The following is an 18,793-nucleotide window of genomic DNA, read 5'->3' as shown; positions in this document are numbered from 1 at the left end:
GTTATGCAACAGCTTAAGCGTGTCTCAGATCCGTCCTACCAGATCACCTTGTTTCAAGATGAGAGTACAGATGATTATGTAATGCTTCTTTCAATGCTAGGAGGGCGCTATCGCTTTAAAGGTAAGCACGACATTCTCAAGTTCCTTGCTGGGCTGGGCAGTATCGCTGAGCAATTAAAGCAGGACCTGCAAGCTTAAGCTTAGCCTCAGGGTCTCTTCCTGGTTCTGTCTATCCTGCTAGAAGGCTTGGGGCAAAATTTGCTCAACATCAAGCAAGAAAAGGGTCAGGGCTGCATCCATCTGGTGAATTAAAGCAACGTGGCTAGCGATGCTGAGTGTGTCAGCCCGACGGTAGGATTCTGGTAGAACCCGGATTCGTGATAGGGGAACTTCCATAAGAACAGGAATTTCCAAAACCGGAATACCGTAAAGTTCCTGAATTTGGTTTTGAATAACGATGAGGTACCTAGCTTGGGTTGGAGCTCCAGTGCCAAGTAACCGCCGATGCAAATCTACTACTGTTAGCTCACGCTCCTCTATGTAAGCGATGCCTACACTGTTGAGGCCGCTGCCATGAACCTGTGTGTGATTGAGTACCTTATAAATTGAAACAATAGGCAAGGCTAAGTTAAGATTGCCAATGCTAAAAGCGGTTACTTTAAGCATTGGCTCGGCTTGTCCCCTGGATGAGACTCTCAAGCTGTGTTGCTCAGTCAAAGTGTTATTGCTCATATTGGTTTGTCTATTTTTAGAGGTTTCTAGTTGAGGTAGCTAGACTAGGTAACGTCGTAGGCACACTCTGTTCAATAATCGTTTTGAGGGCTACCAGAAAGTCCTGTTCCAGATATGGTTTAGTGAAGTAATCTGTTGCTCCCAAGTGCATTGCCAACTTTCGGTGCTTGTCGCTGTTACGAGAAGTTAGCATCACGACAGGAATGCTAGTCAGTAATTGGTCCTGTCGTCGATGGCTGAGAAACTCGAATCCGTTCATATTGGGCATTTCCACATCGCAAATGACCAACCGAATGGCTGTTTCTTGTCGAAGCTGGTCGAGGGCTTCTCGCCCGTCCCTCGCTTGTAGAACACGGTAACCTGCTTTCTGCAGAGTCAATGCCAGGGTTTGCCGTAAGCCAATAGAGTCATCAACAACTAGCAGGGTTGGTGTGGTTAATGCCTTGGTCGAGGTGGTGCTCTTGCTGAGCACTAGACCATTTCTAACAGAAGAAATTGCTGTCTGTGTGGATAAGCTCACGGCTGAACCTTGATCAGTGAGTTCAGTCAGCAAAGCTGTACCATCAACTACTGGAATCAGACTGCCATCGCCCAAGATAGTACAGCCATAAAGGTAGCTTGGAGCTGCCAAAACATTGCCAAAGGGCTTAATAACTAGCTCCTGCTCTGTGATTAAACGCTCGATTTCGAGTGCGATGATTTGCTTGCCTTGACGAAGCACTAACACAGGCGAATGCCACTCCTTAGGAGCAGGAACTGCCATGAGTGCTTGGCTAGTAGCTGTTTCGGGAAATGGGCAGGCGTATTCTAAGAAATGAGATAGAGAATGAATAGAGATGATTTGTTCACGCCAGTAAAGAAATCTCTGGGTTCCGGAGCGTTTAATTAGCTCAGGCTTCGGAATCAGAATTTCCTCAATATTGTCGGAGAGAAAAGCGAAGGCGGCAGCACCCACTGAGCAAACCAGAAGTCTGGCAATGGTTAGCGTTAGGGGCAAGCGAAGAGTAAAAGTAGTGCCTTGTCCAACCTCTGAGCTGACTGTCACTGTCCCCTTAAGGGAGTGTAATTGTGAGCGTACTACCTCCAAGCCCATCCCTCGCCCCGACAATTCACTTACCTGGCTAGCGGTTGAAAATCCTGCTTCAAAAAGCAAGTCCCAGAGTTGAGTTATTGGAGTTGTTTCTAACTGTTGTACAGATAGCAAACCCAGCTCAAGAACCCGTTGACGGATTCGCTCTAGGTTCAGACCCTGGCCGTCATCACGGATCTCAACAATCGTTTGGCTACCCTGGTGATGAGCGCGGATTTCAATCTGGCCTTGCTCTGGTTTTCCTTGTCGACGCCTAGTTTCTACAGGCTCGATCCCATGATCAAAAGCATTGCGCAATAGATGGAGCAGAGGGTCATAGAGTTTTTCGAGGACCGCCTTATCTACTAAGACTCGGGTGCCGCTCAACTTCAAATGAGCTGGTTTATGATAAGTGGTGCTGAGATCGTGCAAAATGCGAGGAAAGCGATTAAGCACTTCTCCTAATGGCAGCATTCGAGCCCACATCAAGTCACTGCGTAAATGGGTCAGCATCTGGCGTTGTTGCTCTAAACTTTGGCTGGATTGCCGTGCGAACAACGCAATGTCACCAACTGTTTCTTCGAGTTGCACCATCTCTTCTAGAATGGTTTGCATCAACGAGTGCAATTCCCCGTAGCTGTCCATTTCTAGAGAATCAAAGCCAGACTGACGGAATGACAACAATTCCAGAGCTTTGCTAGTGTACTCACTCTTAACTCCTCCCAAGGGCCAACTTGCAGAGGCTCTATCATAACTGTATCTTTCAGGAGCAATTAGAAGCTGGTCTGATTGATGATGGAGCTGCTTGCCTAATATTTGAAAGCGGTCGAACCGCTGTAATAGCTTCTGAACAGCTCCTTGAAGTTGTTCATTCTGTAGTGAGAGACTATTGCGGTTAATCGCTAGTTCTCCCACCTGGTTATTCATTCTCTCTAGCCGTTCTAAGTCTACACGGACGGAAAGATTGGGATTAGCCTCACTGCCTTTCTGGAGATGATCCTGTTTTGTATTAATAACTGATGCTTGAACAGGCACTGCGCTACGCTGGCTTATCTTGACAATGGGCGCAGCAACCAGGGGAGCAATCGTTTCTGATAGGGGAGACAACTGGTCGAAACTCTGTTCAATAGAATGTACCATTGCCTCAATAGTAAAAGGCTCAGGTTCCAGCTCTTGATCTATGGACCCCTGAGACAGCGTCAGTGAAGCGCTGTCTATCTCAGCAGTTTGAGAGAATGAACTAAAGCTTTGGCAGGAAATGTCATCGAGAGAGGGGCTTGGAAAGATAGTTGGTTCTTCTTGGCCGAAAGGAGCCAACGCTAAACTATCAAAGACTTCATCTAGGCTGGGTGTTAGCGATACCTCTACTTCTGCAAGCTCTAGGCCCAGGTCTGTATCAGCTCTAGTCGCAGAACCTTCAGATGCCCAAGTTAAGTCACCAAAAACTTCATCCAGGCTAGGAGATAACAGTAATCCTGCTTCTGCGTGCTCCAGGCCAGATGTAATATCAGCACTATATATCTCATCCGTACTAACAACAAGTGGACTCACAATTGCAGAACTCGTGAGACTTATTAGCTCTATTGAAGGAGCACCACCCTGCGTCCGATCACCTGCGATTACGGCTTGCCGGGCAGCTTGAAAATCATTTAAGGCGAGTTGAGCAATGGCAAGCGATTGCTCAGGATGAACGTCGAGAGCGGTAGTTGCAGCTTGGGCAATGTTGCTAAAACCAGGTAGATTAAGTAGCTCAGCTAGCCCAACAAATACCTCAGCTTGGCTCCGAAGTTCTTCAGCCACTGCCAAGTTTTGGCCTTGAGCGATGGCTGCTGCCAAGCACTCTAAGCCCTGAGCCACATCCACCTCAAAAATAGATAGGGTAATGTCTACCCCTAACTCAATCGAACTGGGTAAGTTAGCCGCTCCCCCTAGAAAACCTTTTAGTAGCACTTCTAGTTGGACAAAGACAGAATCAGCTTGCATCAGAGCAGGCCCTGATGCAAGCTGTCCAATTGTAATTTGTTGTATGAGAGGCAGGCGCAAACAATCGTATGCCTGCAACAACAGGCGCTCCATCTCTACATCAATCTGTAGCTCTTCACTGTAAAGGGCTTTGAAAACATCTTCAAGGCGGTGAGCTATGGTTTTGATTGTGTCAAGACCGACACTGGCAGCTCCTCCCTTAATCGAGTGAGCGGCCCGCATTAAGTTATGCACTTTTGCGGTGCTACGCTCCTGTTTTAGAGTCAATAACTCCGCCTCAATTACCTGCAATAATTCTGGCGCTTCTTGAATGAAGAACTGATAAGCCTGGTCGCGAATTTCAGGACTAAGCACCATATTTCTGACCCGATAGTGGGAATAGAAGAAACGAGAAGCAAGCAAGAAGCGGAGCCGATTGTAGCCAGCAGTACAGCCGAATTTACTGCTGGCTGGCTTGATCGTTAGCTGACCTTGAATTGGCCAACGCTTGATTGTAGCCCTTGAGCCACCGTCAGTAGCTCTTTGAAAGAGGACGAAACCTGAATAGCCTCTGTTGAGGTTTTATCAGCAATAGCTGCTACATTAGTCATCGTTTGAGCGACAGCATCAGAAGTTTGAGACTGCGCAACGGCAGCTTGCGTAATCGCATCAACGAGTGAACTAATTTGGGCGCTAGCAGCAGTAATCTTGTTCAGGCTCATGCGAGTCTCATCCACCAGTTTGGTACCCATGACTACCTGCTCGGTACCTGACTCCATCGCCACAACTACTTCGTTAGTTTCTGCCTGAATATCTGCCACCAGTTTTTCAATCTCAGCTGTCGCTTCAGCTGACTGGCGAGCTAGTGAGCGTACCTCATCTGCAACCACTGCAAAGCCTCGCCCTTCCTCCCCGGCTCGGGCTGCTTCAATCGAAGCATTTAGCGCTAGCAGGTTCGTCTGAGCAGCAAAAGTACCGATCAGATTCACGACCTTAGAGATCTTCTGTGAGGATTCCCCTAGCCGTTTCACTTTCTTAGATGTTTCCGCCACAGTTTCCCGAATTGCTAGAATTCCGTCTACAGTGCGGTTCATCGCAATATCCCCTTCTTCTACAGTGTGGCTCGCTTGTTGGACCATAACCCCTGCCTGCTCAGCGTTAGCAGCAACAGCTCGAATTGAGTTCGACATCTCTTGAATCCGAACTAGTGCTGCTGAGATTTGCTCTGCTTGCTCCAAGGCTTCTACTGATAATCCTTGAACAGAATCTCCGCTGTTACTGACTGTGTCTGACACATGCTGAGCTGCAGATTGCACCTGAGTCACAATCTTTCTTAAGCTACCAACCGTAGCGTTATAAGAGTCAGCAAGCGTACCAATCTCATCCTCCGTTACATTAGCCCGGATCGTGAGATCCCCCTTACTGATAGGATCAACCTCCATCAGTAGTTCTAGGGCTCGCTTTTGCAGACCCTCTTTCTGCAAGCGTTGATCTTTCGCTAGTCCCTCAGCCTCTTGGCGTGCCTGCTCCGCCTGTTCCAGAAAAGTCACGCGGTCCAGAATGAGACCAAGCTGAGCAGCTAATTGTGTTAAAAAGCTAATTTCAGGTTGTTGCCAATCATGAGGTTCTGCACAGTGATGAGCAATAAGTAAACCGAAGAGCTGGTTGTTTCTGAGAATCGGCGTTACGAGATTAGCCTTAATCTCAAGCCGTTCCATCAACTTCAAATGCTCAGGGTGGAAACCTGCTTCAAAGACGTTATTGGTTGGAACAACGCGTCCCTTTTTGTACGCTTCGATAAGGTGCTCACCAATACAAGAGTCTTCTATTGTGTCTGCCAAGGCACGTGGCCAACTGCCTGCAACGGATTCAGCAGTAATGTAACCGCTCCAATCAGGGTAGAAGCGATAAACGACTACTCGGTCCGCTTCTAGAGTTTCTCGGGCTCCCTTAAGAGCATTGTTAAATACCTCCTCTAGCTCTTGAGAGTTACTGGCACGAGAGGTGGCAATGTTTGCAAAAAAGCTCGCCCGTTCAGCCTCTTGTCGACGGGCTTCCAGGCTGGCCTCAATGTTAATTGCCATTTGGTTGAGTTCTTGAGACAAAATGCCGATCTCATCTTGTCGATCCGTAGCCTCTAACTGTATTCCTCGTTCTCCCGTGCCGACACGCTGTGTGAAACGAGCTAAACGTCGAATAGGATTGGAGAAAGTCCCCGCTACCGGAAGGGCAAACAGACCGGCCAATAATAGCGAACCTATCCCAAGACCATATCCAAATAATCTTTGCCTCTGCAGAACACTTTGCACCTTATCCTCAGGATCACCGACGAACAGCATTCCCACAGGTTTTGCCTGGGAATTCAGTTCCTTCTGATGGTCGTATATAGGACGGTAAACAGTTAAATAATTGCTGCCAACAATGTTGGCCTGACCAAGAAACTCTTTGCCCTGGTTGAGAACAGTTTCTGCTACTTCTCGAGAAGCTCGTGTTCCAATTGCCCGAGTTTTGTTGTCAGAGTAAGGAACGTTCGTGCTAACGCGCCAATCTTGAGCAAACAACGTGACCACAGATATGTTATTGCTCTGTGCAACCTCGTCAACCGCTTGGTAATTACGGTTCAACAATGTCCCTACAATCGCAGTTCCTACGAAGCGATTGTTAACTTCCAGGGGGTGAACGGCCATCGAAACTAAACCAGCTCTGCCCTGATCAATGTCATAAAGCCCTTCTGGCGAGGGCTTCTTAGCCTCAGGAAGACCTTGAGTGTTTTGGGGACGCAGACCGATGTTAGCTTGCTGCTCTAAACCTAAACGTTTGAGGGTGTCTCCCTTCAACAGTTCCGTGCCACCCAGCAAGCGCCCGCCACTGATAGCATTTTTAACAATCGGGATATCACCTAAGTAGGTTCCTATTGCGATGGATGTCGGACGGTATTTAAGACGAGCAATGGGATTCTCTTCAGTCGGCAGAGGTGGATAGTTTGAAAAATCGTCTGCCAGAATTTCAGCGCTCTGGGCAACTACTTTACCCTGAGCATCAGTAAGTAATAAAAAGCTCTGTTTAGATCCAGCTTCCAAAATGTCCGGATCGGTCAGGAAGGATTGCAGTAGACCACGATAGGCTGCTACTGACTGAGGATTGCTCAAATCAACCCTAGACGTCTCTACAAGGTGGCCTATCGTGTTTGCCTCGATCTTACTTGCTTGTACCGTATCTTCAGTAATGTTCTCCTCTAGCTGGCCCATGCCGGTTGCTAGTCGTTGCTGTAAGCTAAGCGACAAATCTTTTTGAGCAGTTTCAATAATTCCTTCGGTCACGACTGCCGTTGGTATAGCAGCTGTAACAACCAAAAGAACCGTTAGCTTCCAGCGAATTCTAAGGTTTCCCCAGCTCTGATAAAGCTGTTTCCACGCAGATCCCGTTTGAGCTTTTTGTCGTTTAGGTATAGGCCCTGCGTTGTCCAAGGCAGATGAGTTAGCGAGATTTTTGGAAGACAAATGAGCACTGCGCTCAAAGGCGTGAAGATCCTTGGAGGGCTTAGGATTATGTCCATTCGTGGCGGCATAATCGCCAGGCTTAGGAGGAGTTTGAGTCATGGGAGAAGCCTCTTAGAATGAGCAAGTCTTTGCAAATTGCTGGAAGGTGGAAGTCTATAAATCTTCTCGGATGCTAAAGCATGGCTTCAAACCTCTGGTTTAGTCATCCTGGCGATAATAGAGTCGCCATCTAAAGCCATTAAAAATTCACCATTAGGCTGCACAAAATATCCACTTAAAAATGGTGCTAGCTCGGGAGTTACAGCAGAGACTGGAGGAGACTGGATTAGTTCTGGATTGAGCCATTCCATGTCTTCAACTTGATCTACAACCAGACCCAGCAGTTTCTCGCCGGTAGCCTGACCGCTGGTTCTCTTCCGACCTCGCGCCCGCCGTGAGTCGTGAATCACAAGAACTGGATAATCCAGAGATGTGCTTAGCCTCTGATGTTTAGGGGCTAGCCCCAGTAAGTGTCCTAGATCCAGCATCCATAGAATTTCACCTCGCCAGTTATAAATCCCCAAGATATAAGCTGGCATGTGAGGAATAGGAATAACTTGACTACTGGTAACCGCTAGTACCTCTGTTGTTTGATGTACTGGCAAGAGAGCAGTAGTATCAGGGAGAAGCTGGAATCGCAAAAACTGTTCTTCTGCTTCTGATGATTCTGTAGCCTGTGCGGCCATTGAAGCAGGCAAGGCTATTTTATTCACAAACTCAGATAACACTATCTGCCTCCACTAATGCACCAAGCTGGTTCTTTGCTCTTAGCTCTCAATTCTTAGTTCTTAACTAATTGCTTGACAGTGCGAACCAACTCCTCCTGGTCGATCGGCTTAGCTAAATAGGCATCTGCGCCTTGCTTCTTGCCCCAGAATTTATCCATCTCGCCGTCCTTGGTTGAGCACATTACTATCGGAATGCTACTGGTGCCAGCTTCCGCTTTAAAATCGCGGCACAGCTCAAAGCCACTACGCCCTGGTAGGACAACGTCTAGGACGATAATGTCTGGCTTATGGGCACTGATTTTTGCCAGTGCCTCCTCCCCGCTGCTTGCTTTAATCACATTAAAGCCTCCCTGTTGTAGGCAGCGACTGACAACCTCCATGTCGGTTAGAGAATCATCTACGACTAAAGCAGTACTCATGATGTTGACCTCACTTATAAATCAAAAACACAGTTGAACACTCAAAGCTGTCAAAAAGAACAGCAATCGCCAATCAATGAGCAGAATTTTAGTTTTGCATGGCTTCTGCTAGAGTGTTAACAAAAAAATGAGAGCTTCAGTGTCCACTACCAAAAGTCTTCTTGTACTGGCTCTTGGCTAAGTGTCGACGCGTTACCTCCAATACTGCTTCAACTTCTGGGGGTTTGCCTAGAAAGTCAGATGAGCCGACGACTTTAGCCCGGACTCGATCAACAATGCCATCATTGCCAGTTAGGATTACGATAGGCACGTTGTTAAAGCTGGAGAGTTTGCGTAAGCTACCACAAATTTCATAGCCGTTCGTGTTGGGCATCACGAGATCCAAAAAGATTAAATCGGGTTTACGAGCTAGCAATGTGGCAATTGCCCGTAGAGAGTCCTGAATTGCGACGAAGCGATAACCTGCTGTAGTTAAGATTCCCTCCATGGCCTGACAAATCACAGGGCTATCATCTACACAAGCAATTAATGGCCCAGAAGGGCTAGGAGTAGGCAATGGTGAAGAGGTAGGCGGTGAAATTGGAGCTGGCAAGTCCGGGATGTTGGTTAGCTCAACTAAACCTGCCTGAATATAAGGAAGGAGCGAACGTATAACTTCGACCACGTCCCGCTTCATCTGAACAGAAATATCTCGTAGAGTATGTTGTCCGTCTAGAAGTGTCTTGAGAACGCGATAAACGGTGGGGGAGGTTTGTTGCTGCAATTGCTCGGGTTGCTTAATCACTGGTGCCCGATTGGGGGAGCGATCGGCAACCTTCGCTGCCCGCCACGCTTGCCACGCCTGTTCCGCTTCCAGGAGAGCCTGTTCAATATCGATCAACACTATTTGTGTCGGTAATGCATTGTCCCGCTTGACTTCACAGGTGACTTGTGCAGCTCGAGTAATATCTAGTAGCACCTCGGCAACGATGGCCCGAATCATGGCCACTACTTGTGCACGGGCAATTCGCTGCTGTCCTAACCATGTGCATAGCACTTGGTACTCCCAATAAACCTCAGGAGCTGTAGAGGAAGCTTCCGAGAACTCAGAGAGTAGCTTGGGTTGACGTGGATCCATCTCAGGACAATGGGCAGTTAAATTGCGTTGCCATCTTCTTACTGGATGAGTGCCTCCAGTTGCGTACGAGATTCTGCCTAGACATAGGTAAAGAGTCCACTCATGTCCCAGTGGATCTCTCAGTGACAGCTGCCCACTAAAGCGCTTCTGCTTTAAATCAACAAGCTTTTGGACAAAAGTATCAGTAGCGTTGCGTTCTGCAGTAGTCATGCTGTTTCCCTTCCCTGTCTGGCCTTCATCTGTTGTCGGCACTAGCTTCTTTGTGATGTCTATATCATTGTTCAATCTTCAACTGCTGACCAGCCTTGAACCTGTTTGCTGGTATCACTATTTAATTTCCTGGTTTCTACTGATGCGCTAGCCTTTAGTCGTTTCTCCTTTTTAAGAGATATAGAATACCGTTTTATTTCTCAAGCTTAGCGTTAGGAGACGGAGCGTCAACACTGGTTTTTGACTTAGACTGATAAGCTAAATGCCCGATATATCTCAGCAGATGTTGGTTTGACCCCCATTGCTTTGAAGGTACCCTTTTGTCTCTAAAAATATCGAGTCCGTACTTCAAGCTTGAATCCGTGTTGCGTTGCACAGATTATGACCAGTGCTTCCATGAGGCAAATGATGAGATCTAGGCTTAGCTAAGCGTGAGCATGAATTCAGCTCGAAACTGAATTTGCTAAGTGTTTGTACTAGTTAATATGCATTTGGTCATGCGGCTAGCTGTGTAGGTCAGGTACCACTTGTCGCGGTTGACCTGATTCTGCTGCTTTTAGCAAGAGCTGTCTGGGCACGAGAGAAAGTCGCCCCTCAGCTTGAGAATTGCTTAAATGGGGAAGCCGCTTAATGCTGGAAGACGAGGAAGCGTCGATGAAAGCCATTATGGTCGTTGGGACAACCTCTCATGCGGGTAAATCGCTACTGTGTACGGCGATTTGCCGGGTTTTAGCTCGGAGGCGTTTTCGTGTTGCTCCCTTCAAAGGACAGAATATGGCGCTCAACGCCTATGTCACCTCCAGCGGTGGCGAGATTGGCCATGCTCAGGCAGTGCAGGCATGGGCGGCTGGCATAGAGCCCTTGGTGGAAATGAATCCAATTCTGCTAAAGCCTCAGGGAGATATGACTTCTCAAGTGATCTTGAAGGGGCGGGCTGTGGGCCGAGCTGGGGCAGCTGAATACTATGAGCAATATTTTGAGCCTGGTTGGCAAGCTATTACTGAATCCTTACAACGGCTCAAGGAGAATTTTGATGTCCTGGTGTGTGAAGGCGCTGGCAGCCCGGCTGAGCCTAACCTGAAGCACCGTGACCTGACCAACATGCGAGTTGCTAAGTACCTCAATGCCCCGACTTTGCTAATTGTTGATATTGATCGCGGGGGCGCGTTTGCTCACGTGGTGGGCACTTTGGAGTTGCTCGACCCTGAAGAGCGAGCTCTGATTAAGGGTGTGGTAATTAACAAATTCCGGGGCCAGCGTTCCTTACTACAACCGGGTATTGATTGGCTTGTTCAGCGCACTGGTATTCCAGTATTAGGAGTGATTCCTTGGCTAGAAGGGCATTTTCCCGCCGAGGATTCGCTGTCTTTGCTTGATCGTCAAACAGTGGGTGAGGGTGAATTGACTGTTGCTGTGCTCCGTTTGCCACGCATCTCAAACTTCACTGATTTTGATCCGCTAGATGCTGAACCCACAGTCAAGCTGCGTTATGTCGGTCCTAAACAATCGCTGGACCATCCTGATGCGTTGATCATCCCTGGGACTAAGGCCACCATTCCAGATTTAGAGTTTCTGCGTAAAACTGGGATGGTCGAGCAGATTCAGCAATATGTAGCTGCGGGTGGTACGGTCCTTGGCGTTTGCGGGGGCTTTCAGATGCTGGGGCAGGTAATTGCTGATCCTGAAGGGTTAGAGGGACAAGAGGGTCGCTACAAGGGCATGGAGCTTTTGCCCCTGCGCACCGTGATCGCTGGACAGAAGGTGGCTCGTCAGCGTCAAGTCACTTCTAACTATCCACAAGAAGGGTTGCCAGTGACGGGCTATGAGATTCATCAAGGCCGTACGCGTATTGCCGAGGGCAGTACAGTCAATCCTTTGTTTGATGATCCCAATTTAGGTGTTGTAGGGACGGACACACAGGTTTGGGGTACCTATTTGCATGGTCTCTTTGACAATGGTCCTTGGCGTCGCTCTTGGCTAAACAGCTTGCGTCAGCAACGAGGACTTCGAGCGTTACCGACTGGCGTTCCTAACTATCGTGAGCAGCGAGAGGCGATGCTGAACCAACTTGCTGACGTTATTGAAAAACATTTGGATCTGGCCTCGTTGCTGTGATATTAGAGGCAAGTCTTTAAGCAGGGTTGATGCAATCAAGTTTAGAACTACATGGGCTTTCTTGTCTCAGTTAGATGATGCATAAAAGCATGGAGCCGATTTGTGCTCGTGTAGTTCTAGCTTGCAATCTTGGAGTCATCTAGGCTGTACATAGAAAGACTGAGTTTCAGATTGCAAAGTTGAAGGGGTAGACTGACACTTGGCACAAGTTTGGTGAGTGATATTCCTGATTTTGAGCCTGTTATCTCATCAAGGCTGAGTAAACAACTAACTTTCCTACAATCAGGGCTGCGGGAAATTCAAATTTTTCTCATCCCATACCGCCATACCTAGGCATTGATTGATGGTTGATGATTTATGCTGAATGCCCACTAGTAACCTCAATAAGTGTAACGCTACTGAAATAATCGTAATCTAGATACGAAAGCTGCTTCAATAGGCTTTATGGTCCGGCTCCTTTTAGCAATATCTTATTGAGCAATCCATGCAGACCTCAGACTCGATTCGGGGCACTCAACACCCTCTCATCAACCAGCTTGCAGACCGTATTGAAGTGCTCTGGCAGCAATACTTGCCTGATTTGGCTCCCTATAGCTTGCCTGAGGATCTGGGCTATGTGGAGGGACGATTGGAAGGTGAACGGCTCATGATTGAGAACCGTTGTTACCAATCCCGTGCTTTTCGCAAGATGCACTTGGAACTAGCGAGAGTTGGTAAGAACCTGGACATTCTGCACTGCGTCATGTTTCCTCGCCCAGAATATGCACTACCCATGTTTGGTGCGGACCTAGTAGGGGGCCGGGGTCAGATCAGTGCAGCAATTGTTGACCTGTCTCCAGTGTTTGATCCTGCCAGTCACAGCCGTGCACTTGACCAAAGCTATGTTGCATCCCTAGAAGCTCTAGTCCCGCTCAGCTTTAGCCAACAACGCGATCTGCCTCAATGGGGCGATATTTTCTCTCGCTTTTGTCTGTTTGTGCGTCCCGAGGGTGAAGTGGAGGAGCAGAGGTTTCTTGAGCAAGCCACTCGCTTTCTTGAACTTCATCTGCAACAGTCACAGGCTGCTCAACCAACGTCTGGAGATCGCGCTGCTATCTTGGCAGGGCAGAAACACTACTGCACTCAACAGCAGCTCAATGACAAGACTCGACGCATCCTGGAGAAGGCTTTTGGAACTGAGTGGGCAGAGCGTTACATGACTACGGTGCTGTTTGATTTACCGAGTGAATAGCTGGTTCAGGGCTAGCTTCTAGGGATGCTTTGGCTAGGTCTTTTGACGGCGAGGCGACTGCTGGAAGCTCTATTAGGGCTGGGGGCAAATTGTCGTGAGCTGTGACCCCTATGGCTGTGGTGGTAGTCTCAGCAGAGATCTTCTCAGTGGTCATAGTTTCTGCAGAAATCTTCTGTGTCCTCAGTAGAACTTTAAGGCGTCGTTGGCGAGCAGATACCAGTCTTATTCGCTGCTGCTTTGGTTTTTCTTCTTCGCCTTTAGAAACTGCCCGCATAATCTGGCCTGCAATTGTAGGTAGCAGACTGATACCTGCAAAACCAGAGGCCACGGACAACGAGAAAAGCTTAGCGTAAAGGATTGTTTCACTGGGCGGAATTGATAGCCAAGAGTCTTGTTGATCGACTGGCAAAGCGTCTTTAGCGGGTGCTTTAGGCTCTAAGTTAAACAAGGGACCAACAACAAAAAAGATTGAGATGCTGGCAGCTGCGCCAATCAGGATATTGCCTAGACAGCCTAGAGGGACTGAGCGGGCTTCTTGCCTTTTCTGGTCAAACTGAAAAGGAATTTTCACCGTGTAGGAGCTGTCTTTCCGGTTCTCAGCGATAGCAGAGGTCAGTCCTCCACAGGATCCAGCCAGGGCAATTAACAAAACAAGGCTGACAAAATCCATGACACTCCCCAGAGAGTTACCAATCCAGGATTGCTAAGTGAATCAGTTTTAAGCATCACCCCGTCGGGTACTTTTGGCCTAACTCTAAAGCAACTTCAAAAATTGCCTTAATAACTTCTAAGGAACTTGTTTAACTTGACTTGCGTCAGCAATAGGATACTTCGTAGAACTGAAGTAAGGTCTTTCGAAAGCTGGAGATTAACGATGTTCCCTGGGTCCTTGACTAAGGCTGTGTTGGCTATTGCTGCCGTACTGCCGCTAACTGCACAGGCCGCTCTAGCCGGTCCAAATAACTTCACAATCAAAAACGACAGCGATGTCGAAATTCAATACCTGTATGTGTCCGATTCGAGCCGCAACGATTGGGGGCCGGACCTGCTCGACCAGGGTACCCTCACCGGCCGCGCTCAAAGAACGTTCGCCCTCCGCACCAACGCCAGCTCATGTAACTACGATGTCAGAGCTGTGTTTGCCAATGGGCGCGATGTAAGCGAACGCAATGTAGACCTGTGCAGGAGCAATACTGTTAGCATTACACCCGGCAGAGTACAACTCAGATAAGGCAGAACCCTAGGTTAGTAATGCGCGAGGGCAGAATTACCTAGGGTTAACTTGACATCTAGAAGGTGACGTCCTTAGAACCAGCGCTGGGATCTAAAGTTGCTCTGAGGGCGTGAAGGCGGTGACCAGAGCTGTTGCCGATGGCCAAACGGTTGCTAAGGCACCTAAAGCGGCTCCCCACAGGCGGTCCGGTTTGATTTCCCCTTTGACTAGGTTCCAGATTCGGCGAACTTCGTCGGTGTGTAGTCGATCGTCTTCGGTCAAGGCTAACAGGAGTTTGCGGCGCAAAAACTGACCCTCCTCAGATAGCAGATATTGCAGACCTAGCTGGGCAGTCGGCATTAAGTCAAAGCCAGCATCTATCTGAGCAATCTGGATCAGGTTCTCCAACCGTTGCCACTGGAACCGCCCATCTTTAAAGAGAACTTCGAGCAGGCGGCGGCGCAGTTCTGGGGACTCGTCGGAGAGCAAGCGGCGAGCCACGTAAGGGTAAGCGACTTCTAGGATTCTGAAGTTGGGGTCGAGGCTGAGCGCTACCCCCTCTTGAGTGACCACTGAGCGAATAATCAAGGCAAATCGCCCTGGCACTCGAAAGGGGTATTCAAACATCAGCTCCGAGAACTTGTCGGTGACAGTTTTGATGTTGAAGTCGGCAACACTCTCGCCCATAACATTGCCCAGGACACTTTCAATGGCCGGAACAATGGGTTGAATGTCAGTGCCTGCTGCTAGAAAGCCCAGCTCTACAAAGGCTTGGGTCAGGTGGTCGTAATCTTTGTTGACGGCGTAGACGACCGCGTCTATGAGGATTTCCTTGTCATGCTGCTCCAACTGGTCCATCATGCCGAAGTCGATGTAGGCCATCTTGCCATCCAGAGTGGCAAACAGGTTGCCAGGATGAGGATCGGCATGAAAAAAGCCAAACTCTAGCAATTGCCGCAAGCCAGAGGAAACTCCAATACGGACCAGTTCAGAAATATCCAATCCCGCTGCCTGGACCCGCTCTACATCAGTCAGCTTAATGCCGTTGATCCACTCCAACGTGAGAACATGACGGCTGCTGTGCCGCCAGTAGATGCTCGGTACTTTGACAGAGACATCTCCTTTAAAATAAGCCGCGAAACGTTCAGCATTACGCCCTTCATTGAGGTAATCAATCTCCTCAAACAGCTTGGTGCCAAACTCATCAACAATCAGGAGCAGATCGTGTCCTAAATTGAGTGGTAGATGGGGGCCTAGCCAGCTAGCAGCCCAACGCATCAAATGCAGATCTAAAGTTAGCGTGGGCAGTAGATTGGGGCGCTGCACCTTGACCGCTACCTCTTCCCCGGTATGCAGAGTGGCCTTATAGACCTGCCCTAAACTGGCTGCTGCAACTGGGTCTGCCGAAATGGTTTGGTAAACCTCACTGACGGAGCGCTCAAGCTCCTGCTCGATGATGGCAAAGGCAATGTCGTTGGGAAAGGGGGGCAACTGGTCCTGAAGTCGCGTCAGCTCTTCAAGAAAATCTTTGTGAACCAGGTCAGGCCGCGTTGAAAGAGCTTGTCCAACTTTGATGTAAGTGGGCCCTAAGTCTGTAAGAATATGCCGGAGCTGGACGGCCCGTTGACGCCGCCGGATCGGGTTTGTGTGACCGCGGTCTGCTCGCAAGCCGAGCAGGAATCCAGCGAATTTCCAGACGATCAGGACTGCTCTAGCGAAAACTAACCAGGGCCGGAAACGATAGTAGCGAGTAATGCTCTCGATATCGTAGCGCTTCAGTCTGGCGAGGGGATGCTGACTCACGACACACGTTAGCCTCAATGCAAGTTCTGAACATGTCAAGACGACCGAACAGACCTTGGAGGTGGTGAGTCACTGTGCAGAGTCTGCTCTGTGTCTTTTCCTTTACCATGATATAAGAAAAGTTATTTAAGTTACATTAATTGCTCAATGAAATTGGATCGAGTCAGATTTTCACTACCATCTGCAGTGACGGCTATATTGTCCTCGATGCGGATGCCGCCGTAGGGAAGCAGATGCTCAACCAGTGACCAGTCCACTGCCTGGGCATGCTCGGAAACCCTCAGTTTTTCCAGTAGAGATGGAATCAAATAAAAACCCGGTTCTACTGTAAAAACCTGACCTAGCCGTAAGACATGGGTAAAGCGTAGAAAGGGATAGCGTTTGGGTGGTGGCTTTAGCTGGCCTGTCTCGTCTTGATAGTGGCCTGCGACATCGTGAACTTGTATGCCCAACAAGTGACCAAGGCCGTGGGGGAAGAAGGTAGAGGTAATGTCCTGCTCAAACAACGTGTCAACGGAAAGTTTGACCAGGCCAGTTTCCTGCAAAATGGCTGCGACACCTTGGTGAGCTTGCTCATGCAATGACAGAAAGGTGATGCCCGGCTTGACCGCTGCAACCAGGTTGCGCTGCAACTGGTCCATGCGCTGAATGAGTTCAGAAAACAAACTTGAATCTTGAGCGTAGGTTCGGGTAATGTCGCTGCAATAGCCATTGAGCCTGGCCCCAGCATCGATGAGGAACGAGGCTGAACCCTGAGGTGCCGGGCACTTGCCCTCGTAGTGCAAAATGCTGCTGTGGGCTCCCAAGGCAACGATTGTTGAGTAAGGGCACTGCCGTTCTAATTGACCTGTAGCCTCCAGAAAAGCATTGTGGATGGCATATTCTGATGCCCCGGCTTCAAAGGCTTGATAGGCCGCTTGATGACCACGAATCCCAATCTCGTTAGCTTCACGAATGCAGGCAATCTCGTAGGCGCTCTTGACTGTCCGGGCGTAGTTGAGGGGATGGACCCAATCATCGGGATTAATGCTTTTGAATCCCTTGTCGCGCGCTAAAGCCTCGTTGCTTCCGAGATAAACGCACTGCTGAGGATTAAGGTCGGCAAAGACTTGATGCACCTGCTGCACTACGCGAATGTCAAACAATGCAGCCCAAAAGCCCTCTGGCGCCTGGGGCGGCTCATACCAGAAATCCTCTGGCTGCCAGTAGTAGAGCACTGGAGTCTCACCGAGTCTAAGGACGAGAAAGCACTCAGGCAGGTTTAAAGGTAGCCAAACTTGGAAGTGGGGAGTAGCTTCAAAGGGGTAAGGCTGGTCATCTGCAAACCGATATACAAGTGAGCCAGAGTGCAATACGGCCACTGTCCCTGCAGGTTCTTGAGCTAGCAAACGCTCGTAGGTCTGCTTGAGACCTGCTAGGTGCTGTAAGTAAAGATCTGCTAGAGCTTGCATGAGGATCACCAGCACATTGCCACGATCAGTTGTCGCATTGTGAGAAGCGCCTGGGATGGTTAACCATCCCAGGCGCTTCTCACAATGCGAGTAGAACTCGCTTACAGACTCGGGCGCAAGGATTCGAACCTCGGAATGGCGGGACCAAAACCCGCTGCCTTACCACTTGGCGACGCCCGAACGTCAACGTCACCTATATTAGCAAGGGTTGGGTCTGAGTTTCAAGCTAATTCTCCTAAATTTGCTTCTTGAATCCCAGTACGACTACAGACACGCCCTAAAAGTTTTTGTGAGGCTCTGTGTTAACACGGACGCGAGGAGGGGAATGTTTTAGATATGGGAAGAATCTACGACCTCAACGATTTCCGGACGCTGCCTCCATTCTGGACCTTTCAAGCCCAGCACAGCCCCTCTGGCTGCTGCCCTGCTTGCGACAGTGATAGTTCACTGGAGGCTACCCGCCGCTCCTGGCAAGAGCCAGTGTCCCTGCTACGCACCGCCGACAATGGAGCGGTGGGATTAACAGCCCCCACCTACGTTCAATGCCGTTGTCGTCAGGTCTACTGGTGGCAACCTCGCCAAAGTCATGCTGCTAACAATCACTGAGCCGCGACTGCTGTTCCTTCTGTCGACTCTGCTTTTGCAGGGGAGAGACGAATCTCTGAGCAGAACGAAGCCATATTGGACGGACCAATGATTAACCCGGTGCGCAATCTCAGGTTTGGCCGGGGGAACCAAAGCTTTTCTTCGGAGTACATGGTTTCGTACTCAGTGATCAAAGACAGTACGCCATCGTCACCCATGCTATACCGGCCGGCAACTGGCGCCTTTTCGGCATAGCCTTGTTGCCTTAGGAGCTTGCCTTCATTGGGCTTGTCCTCCTCAGCAATCGGTACTAGGACGGTTGACCCTTCGTGTTTCTCCTGGTCCCATTCCATTGTGCCGCTCCAAGTCACTTTGGCACCGCCTAGAGCTTGAGCCGGGTCGAACCCATGCTGCTCACACAGAGCGATTACCTCTGGGCTGCCAGGCTGCAAAATGTCGATCTGGATTTCGGATTTACCGCTCTCTGATTTCTGAAAAACCAGGTGATGACTGGTGCGTTGGGAACGCCATCTGCCAGCACTTTGCTGGAAAAACTGCATGATGTCCATAAGCTTCTGGAATCTTCTAGGGAGCGCTTGAGACTTTGAGTATTGTATGA

General features: G+C 49.2%; 15 protein-coding genes and 1 tRNA gene. 5 read left to right on the top strand and 11 right to left on the bottom strand.

Going from position 1 to position 18,793, the window contains the following annotated elements; translation table 11 throughout:
* The first annotated feature begins 3 nt into the window (after positions 1-3).
* On the top strand, positions 4-198 hold the full coding sequence (locus H6F94_RS07105; protein WP_190801518.1) for a hypothetical protein: 195 nt from the start codon (positions 4-6) through the stop codon (positions 196-198).
* 39 nt (positions 199-237) lie between these two features.
* Here H6F94_RS07105 and H6F94_RS07100 read toward each other — a convergent pair whose 3' ends face one another.
* The 6 genes from H6F94_RS07100 to H6F94_RS07075 all read right to left on the bottom strand — a co-directional run bounded on the left by H6F94_RS07100 (position 238) and on the right by H6F94_RS07075 (position 9,776).
* A complete protein-coding gene (locus tag H6F94_RS07100) occupies positions 238-732 on the bottom strand; it encodes a chemotaxis protein CheW (protein WP_190801517.1) in 495 nt (164 codons plus the stop codon).
* A gap of 16 nt (positions 733-748) precedes the next feature.
* A complete protein-coding gene (locus H6F94_RS07095) occupies positions 749-4,141 on the bottom strand; it encodes a hybrid sensor histidine kinase/response regulator (RefSeq protein WP_190801516.1) in 3,393 nt (1,130 codons plus the stop codon).
* Between the two features lie 104 nt (positions 4,142-4,245).
* A complete protein-coding gene (locus H6F94_RS07090; protein WP_190801515.1) occupies positions 4,246-7,362 on the bottom strand; it encodes a methyl-accepting chemotaxis protein in 3,117 nt (1,038 codons plus the stop codon).
* A gap of 86 nt (positions 7,363-7,448) precedes the next feature.
* Positions 7,449-8,015, bottom strand: coding sequence for a chemotaxis protein CheW (locus tag H6F94_RS07085; protein ID WP_313949238.1), 567 nt, complete (start codon positions 8,013-8,015; stop codon positions 7,449-7,451).
* 68 nt (positions 8,016-8,083) lie between these two features.
* Positions 8,084-8,449, bottom strand: a complete 366-nt coding sequence (locus H6F94_RS07080; protein WP_190801514.1) for a response regulator transcription factor — start codon at positions 8,447-8,449, stop codon at positions 8,084-8,086.
* Between the two features lie 136 nt (positions 8,450-8,585).
* Positions 8,586-9,776, bottom strand: coding sequence for a response regulator (locus H6F94_RS07075; protein ID WP_190801513.1), 1,191 nt, complete (start codon positions 9,774-9,776; stop codon positions 8,586-8,588).
* 654 nt (positions 9,777-10,430) lie between these two features.
* On the opposite strand from H6F94_RS07075, the gene cobQ reads away from it, so the two are divergent.
* A complete protein-coding gene (cobQ, locus tag H6F94_RS07070) occupies positions 10,431-11,891 on the top strand; it encodes a cobyric acid synthase CobQ (protein ID WP_190801512.1) in 1,461 nt (486 codons plus the stop codon).
* A gap of 484 nt (positions 11,892-12,375) precedes the next feature.
* On the top strand, positions 12,376-13,122 hold the full coding sequence (locus H6F94_RS07065) for a phycocyanobilin:ferredoxin oxidoreductase (protein ID WP_190801511.1): 747 nt from the start codon (positions 12,376-12,378) through the stop codon (positions 13,120-13,122).
* Here H6F94_RS07065 and H6F94_RS07060 read toward each other — a convergent pair.
* A complete protein-coding gene (locus H6F94_RS07060) occupies positions 13,091-13,792 on the bottom strand; it encodes a hypothetical protein (protein WP_190801510.1) in 702 nt (233 codons plus the stop codon). The two genes, H6F94_RS07065 and H6F94_RS07060, sit on opposite strands and share 32 nt — an antisense overlap.
* A gap of 204 nt (positions 13,793-13,996) precedes the next feature.
* Between H6F94_RS07060 and H6F94_RS07055 the strand changes: the two genes are divergently transcribed.
* Positions 13,997-14,353 (top strand): hypothetical protein, encoded by a 357-nt coding sequence (locus H6F94_RS07055; RefSeq protein WP_190801509.1) that lies wholly within the window; start codon positions 13,997-13,999, stop codon positions 14,351-14,353.
* 93 nt (positions 14,354-14,446) lie between these two features.
* Here the strand turns inward: H6F94_RS07055 and H6F94_RS07050 are convergent, their stop codons facing one another.
* The 3 genes from H6F94_RS07050 to H6F94_RS07040 all read right to left on the bottom strand — a co-directional run bounded on the left by H6F94_RS07050 (position 14,447) and on the right by H6F94_RS07040 (position 17,769).
* On the bottom strand, positions 14,447-16,138 hold the full coding sequence (locus H6F94_RS07050) for an ABC1 kinase family protein (protein ID WP_190801508.1): 1,692 nt from the start codon (positions 16,136-16,138) through the stop codon (positions 14,447-14,449).
* 131 nt (positions 16,139-16,269) lie between these two features.
* Entirely contained in the window at positions 16,270-17,589 is a 1,320-nt protein-coding gene (pepQ, locus tag H6F94_RS07045) for a Xaa-Pro dipeptidase (RefSeq protein ID WP_190801507.1), read from the bottom strand.
* 108 nt (positions 17,590-17,697) lie between these two features.
* Positions 17,698-17,769 (bottom strand) — tRNA-Gln (locus tag H6F94_RS07040).
* Positions 17,770-17,925: 156 nt separating this feature from the next.
* On the opposite strand from H6F94_RS07040, the gene H6F94_RS07035 reads away from it, so the two are divergent.
* A complete protein-coding gene (locus tag H6F94_RS07035; protein WP_190801506.1) occupies positions 17,926-18,195 on the top strand; it encodes a hypothetical protein in 270 nt (89 codons plus the stop codon).
* Here the strand turns inward: H6F94_RS07035 and H6F94_RS07030 are convergent.
* A complete protein-coding gene (locus H6F94_RS07030) occupies positions 18,189-18,734 on the bottom strand; it encodes a phycobiliprotein lyase (protein WP_313949237.1) in 546 nt (181 codons plus the stop codon). The genes H6F94_RS07035 and H6F94_RS07030 overlap by 7 nt on opposite strands.
* Between the last annotated feature and the right edge of the window lie 59 nt (positions 18,735-18,793).

The organism is Leptolyngbya sp. FACHB-261 (assembly GCF_014696065.1).
In the GTDB taxonomy this organism is placed as follows: domain Bacteria; phylum Cyanobacteriota; class Cyanobacteriia; order FACHB-261; family FACHB-261; genus FACHB-261.
This window is presented reverse-complemented; position numbering and strand designations above follow the sequence as displayed.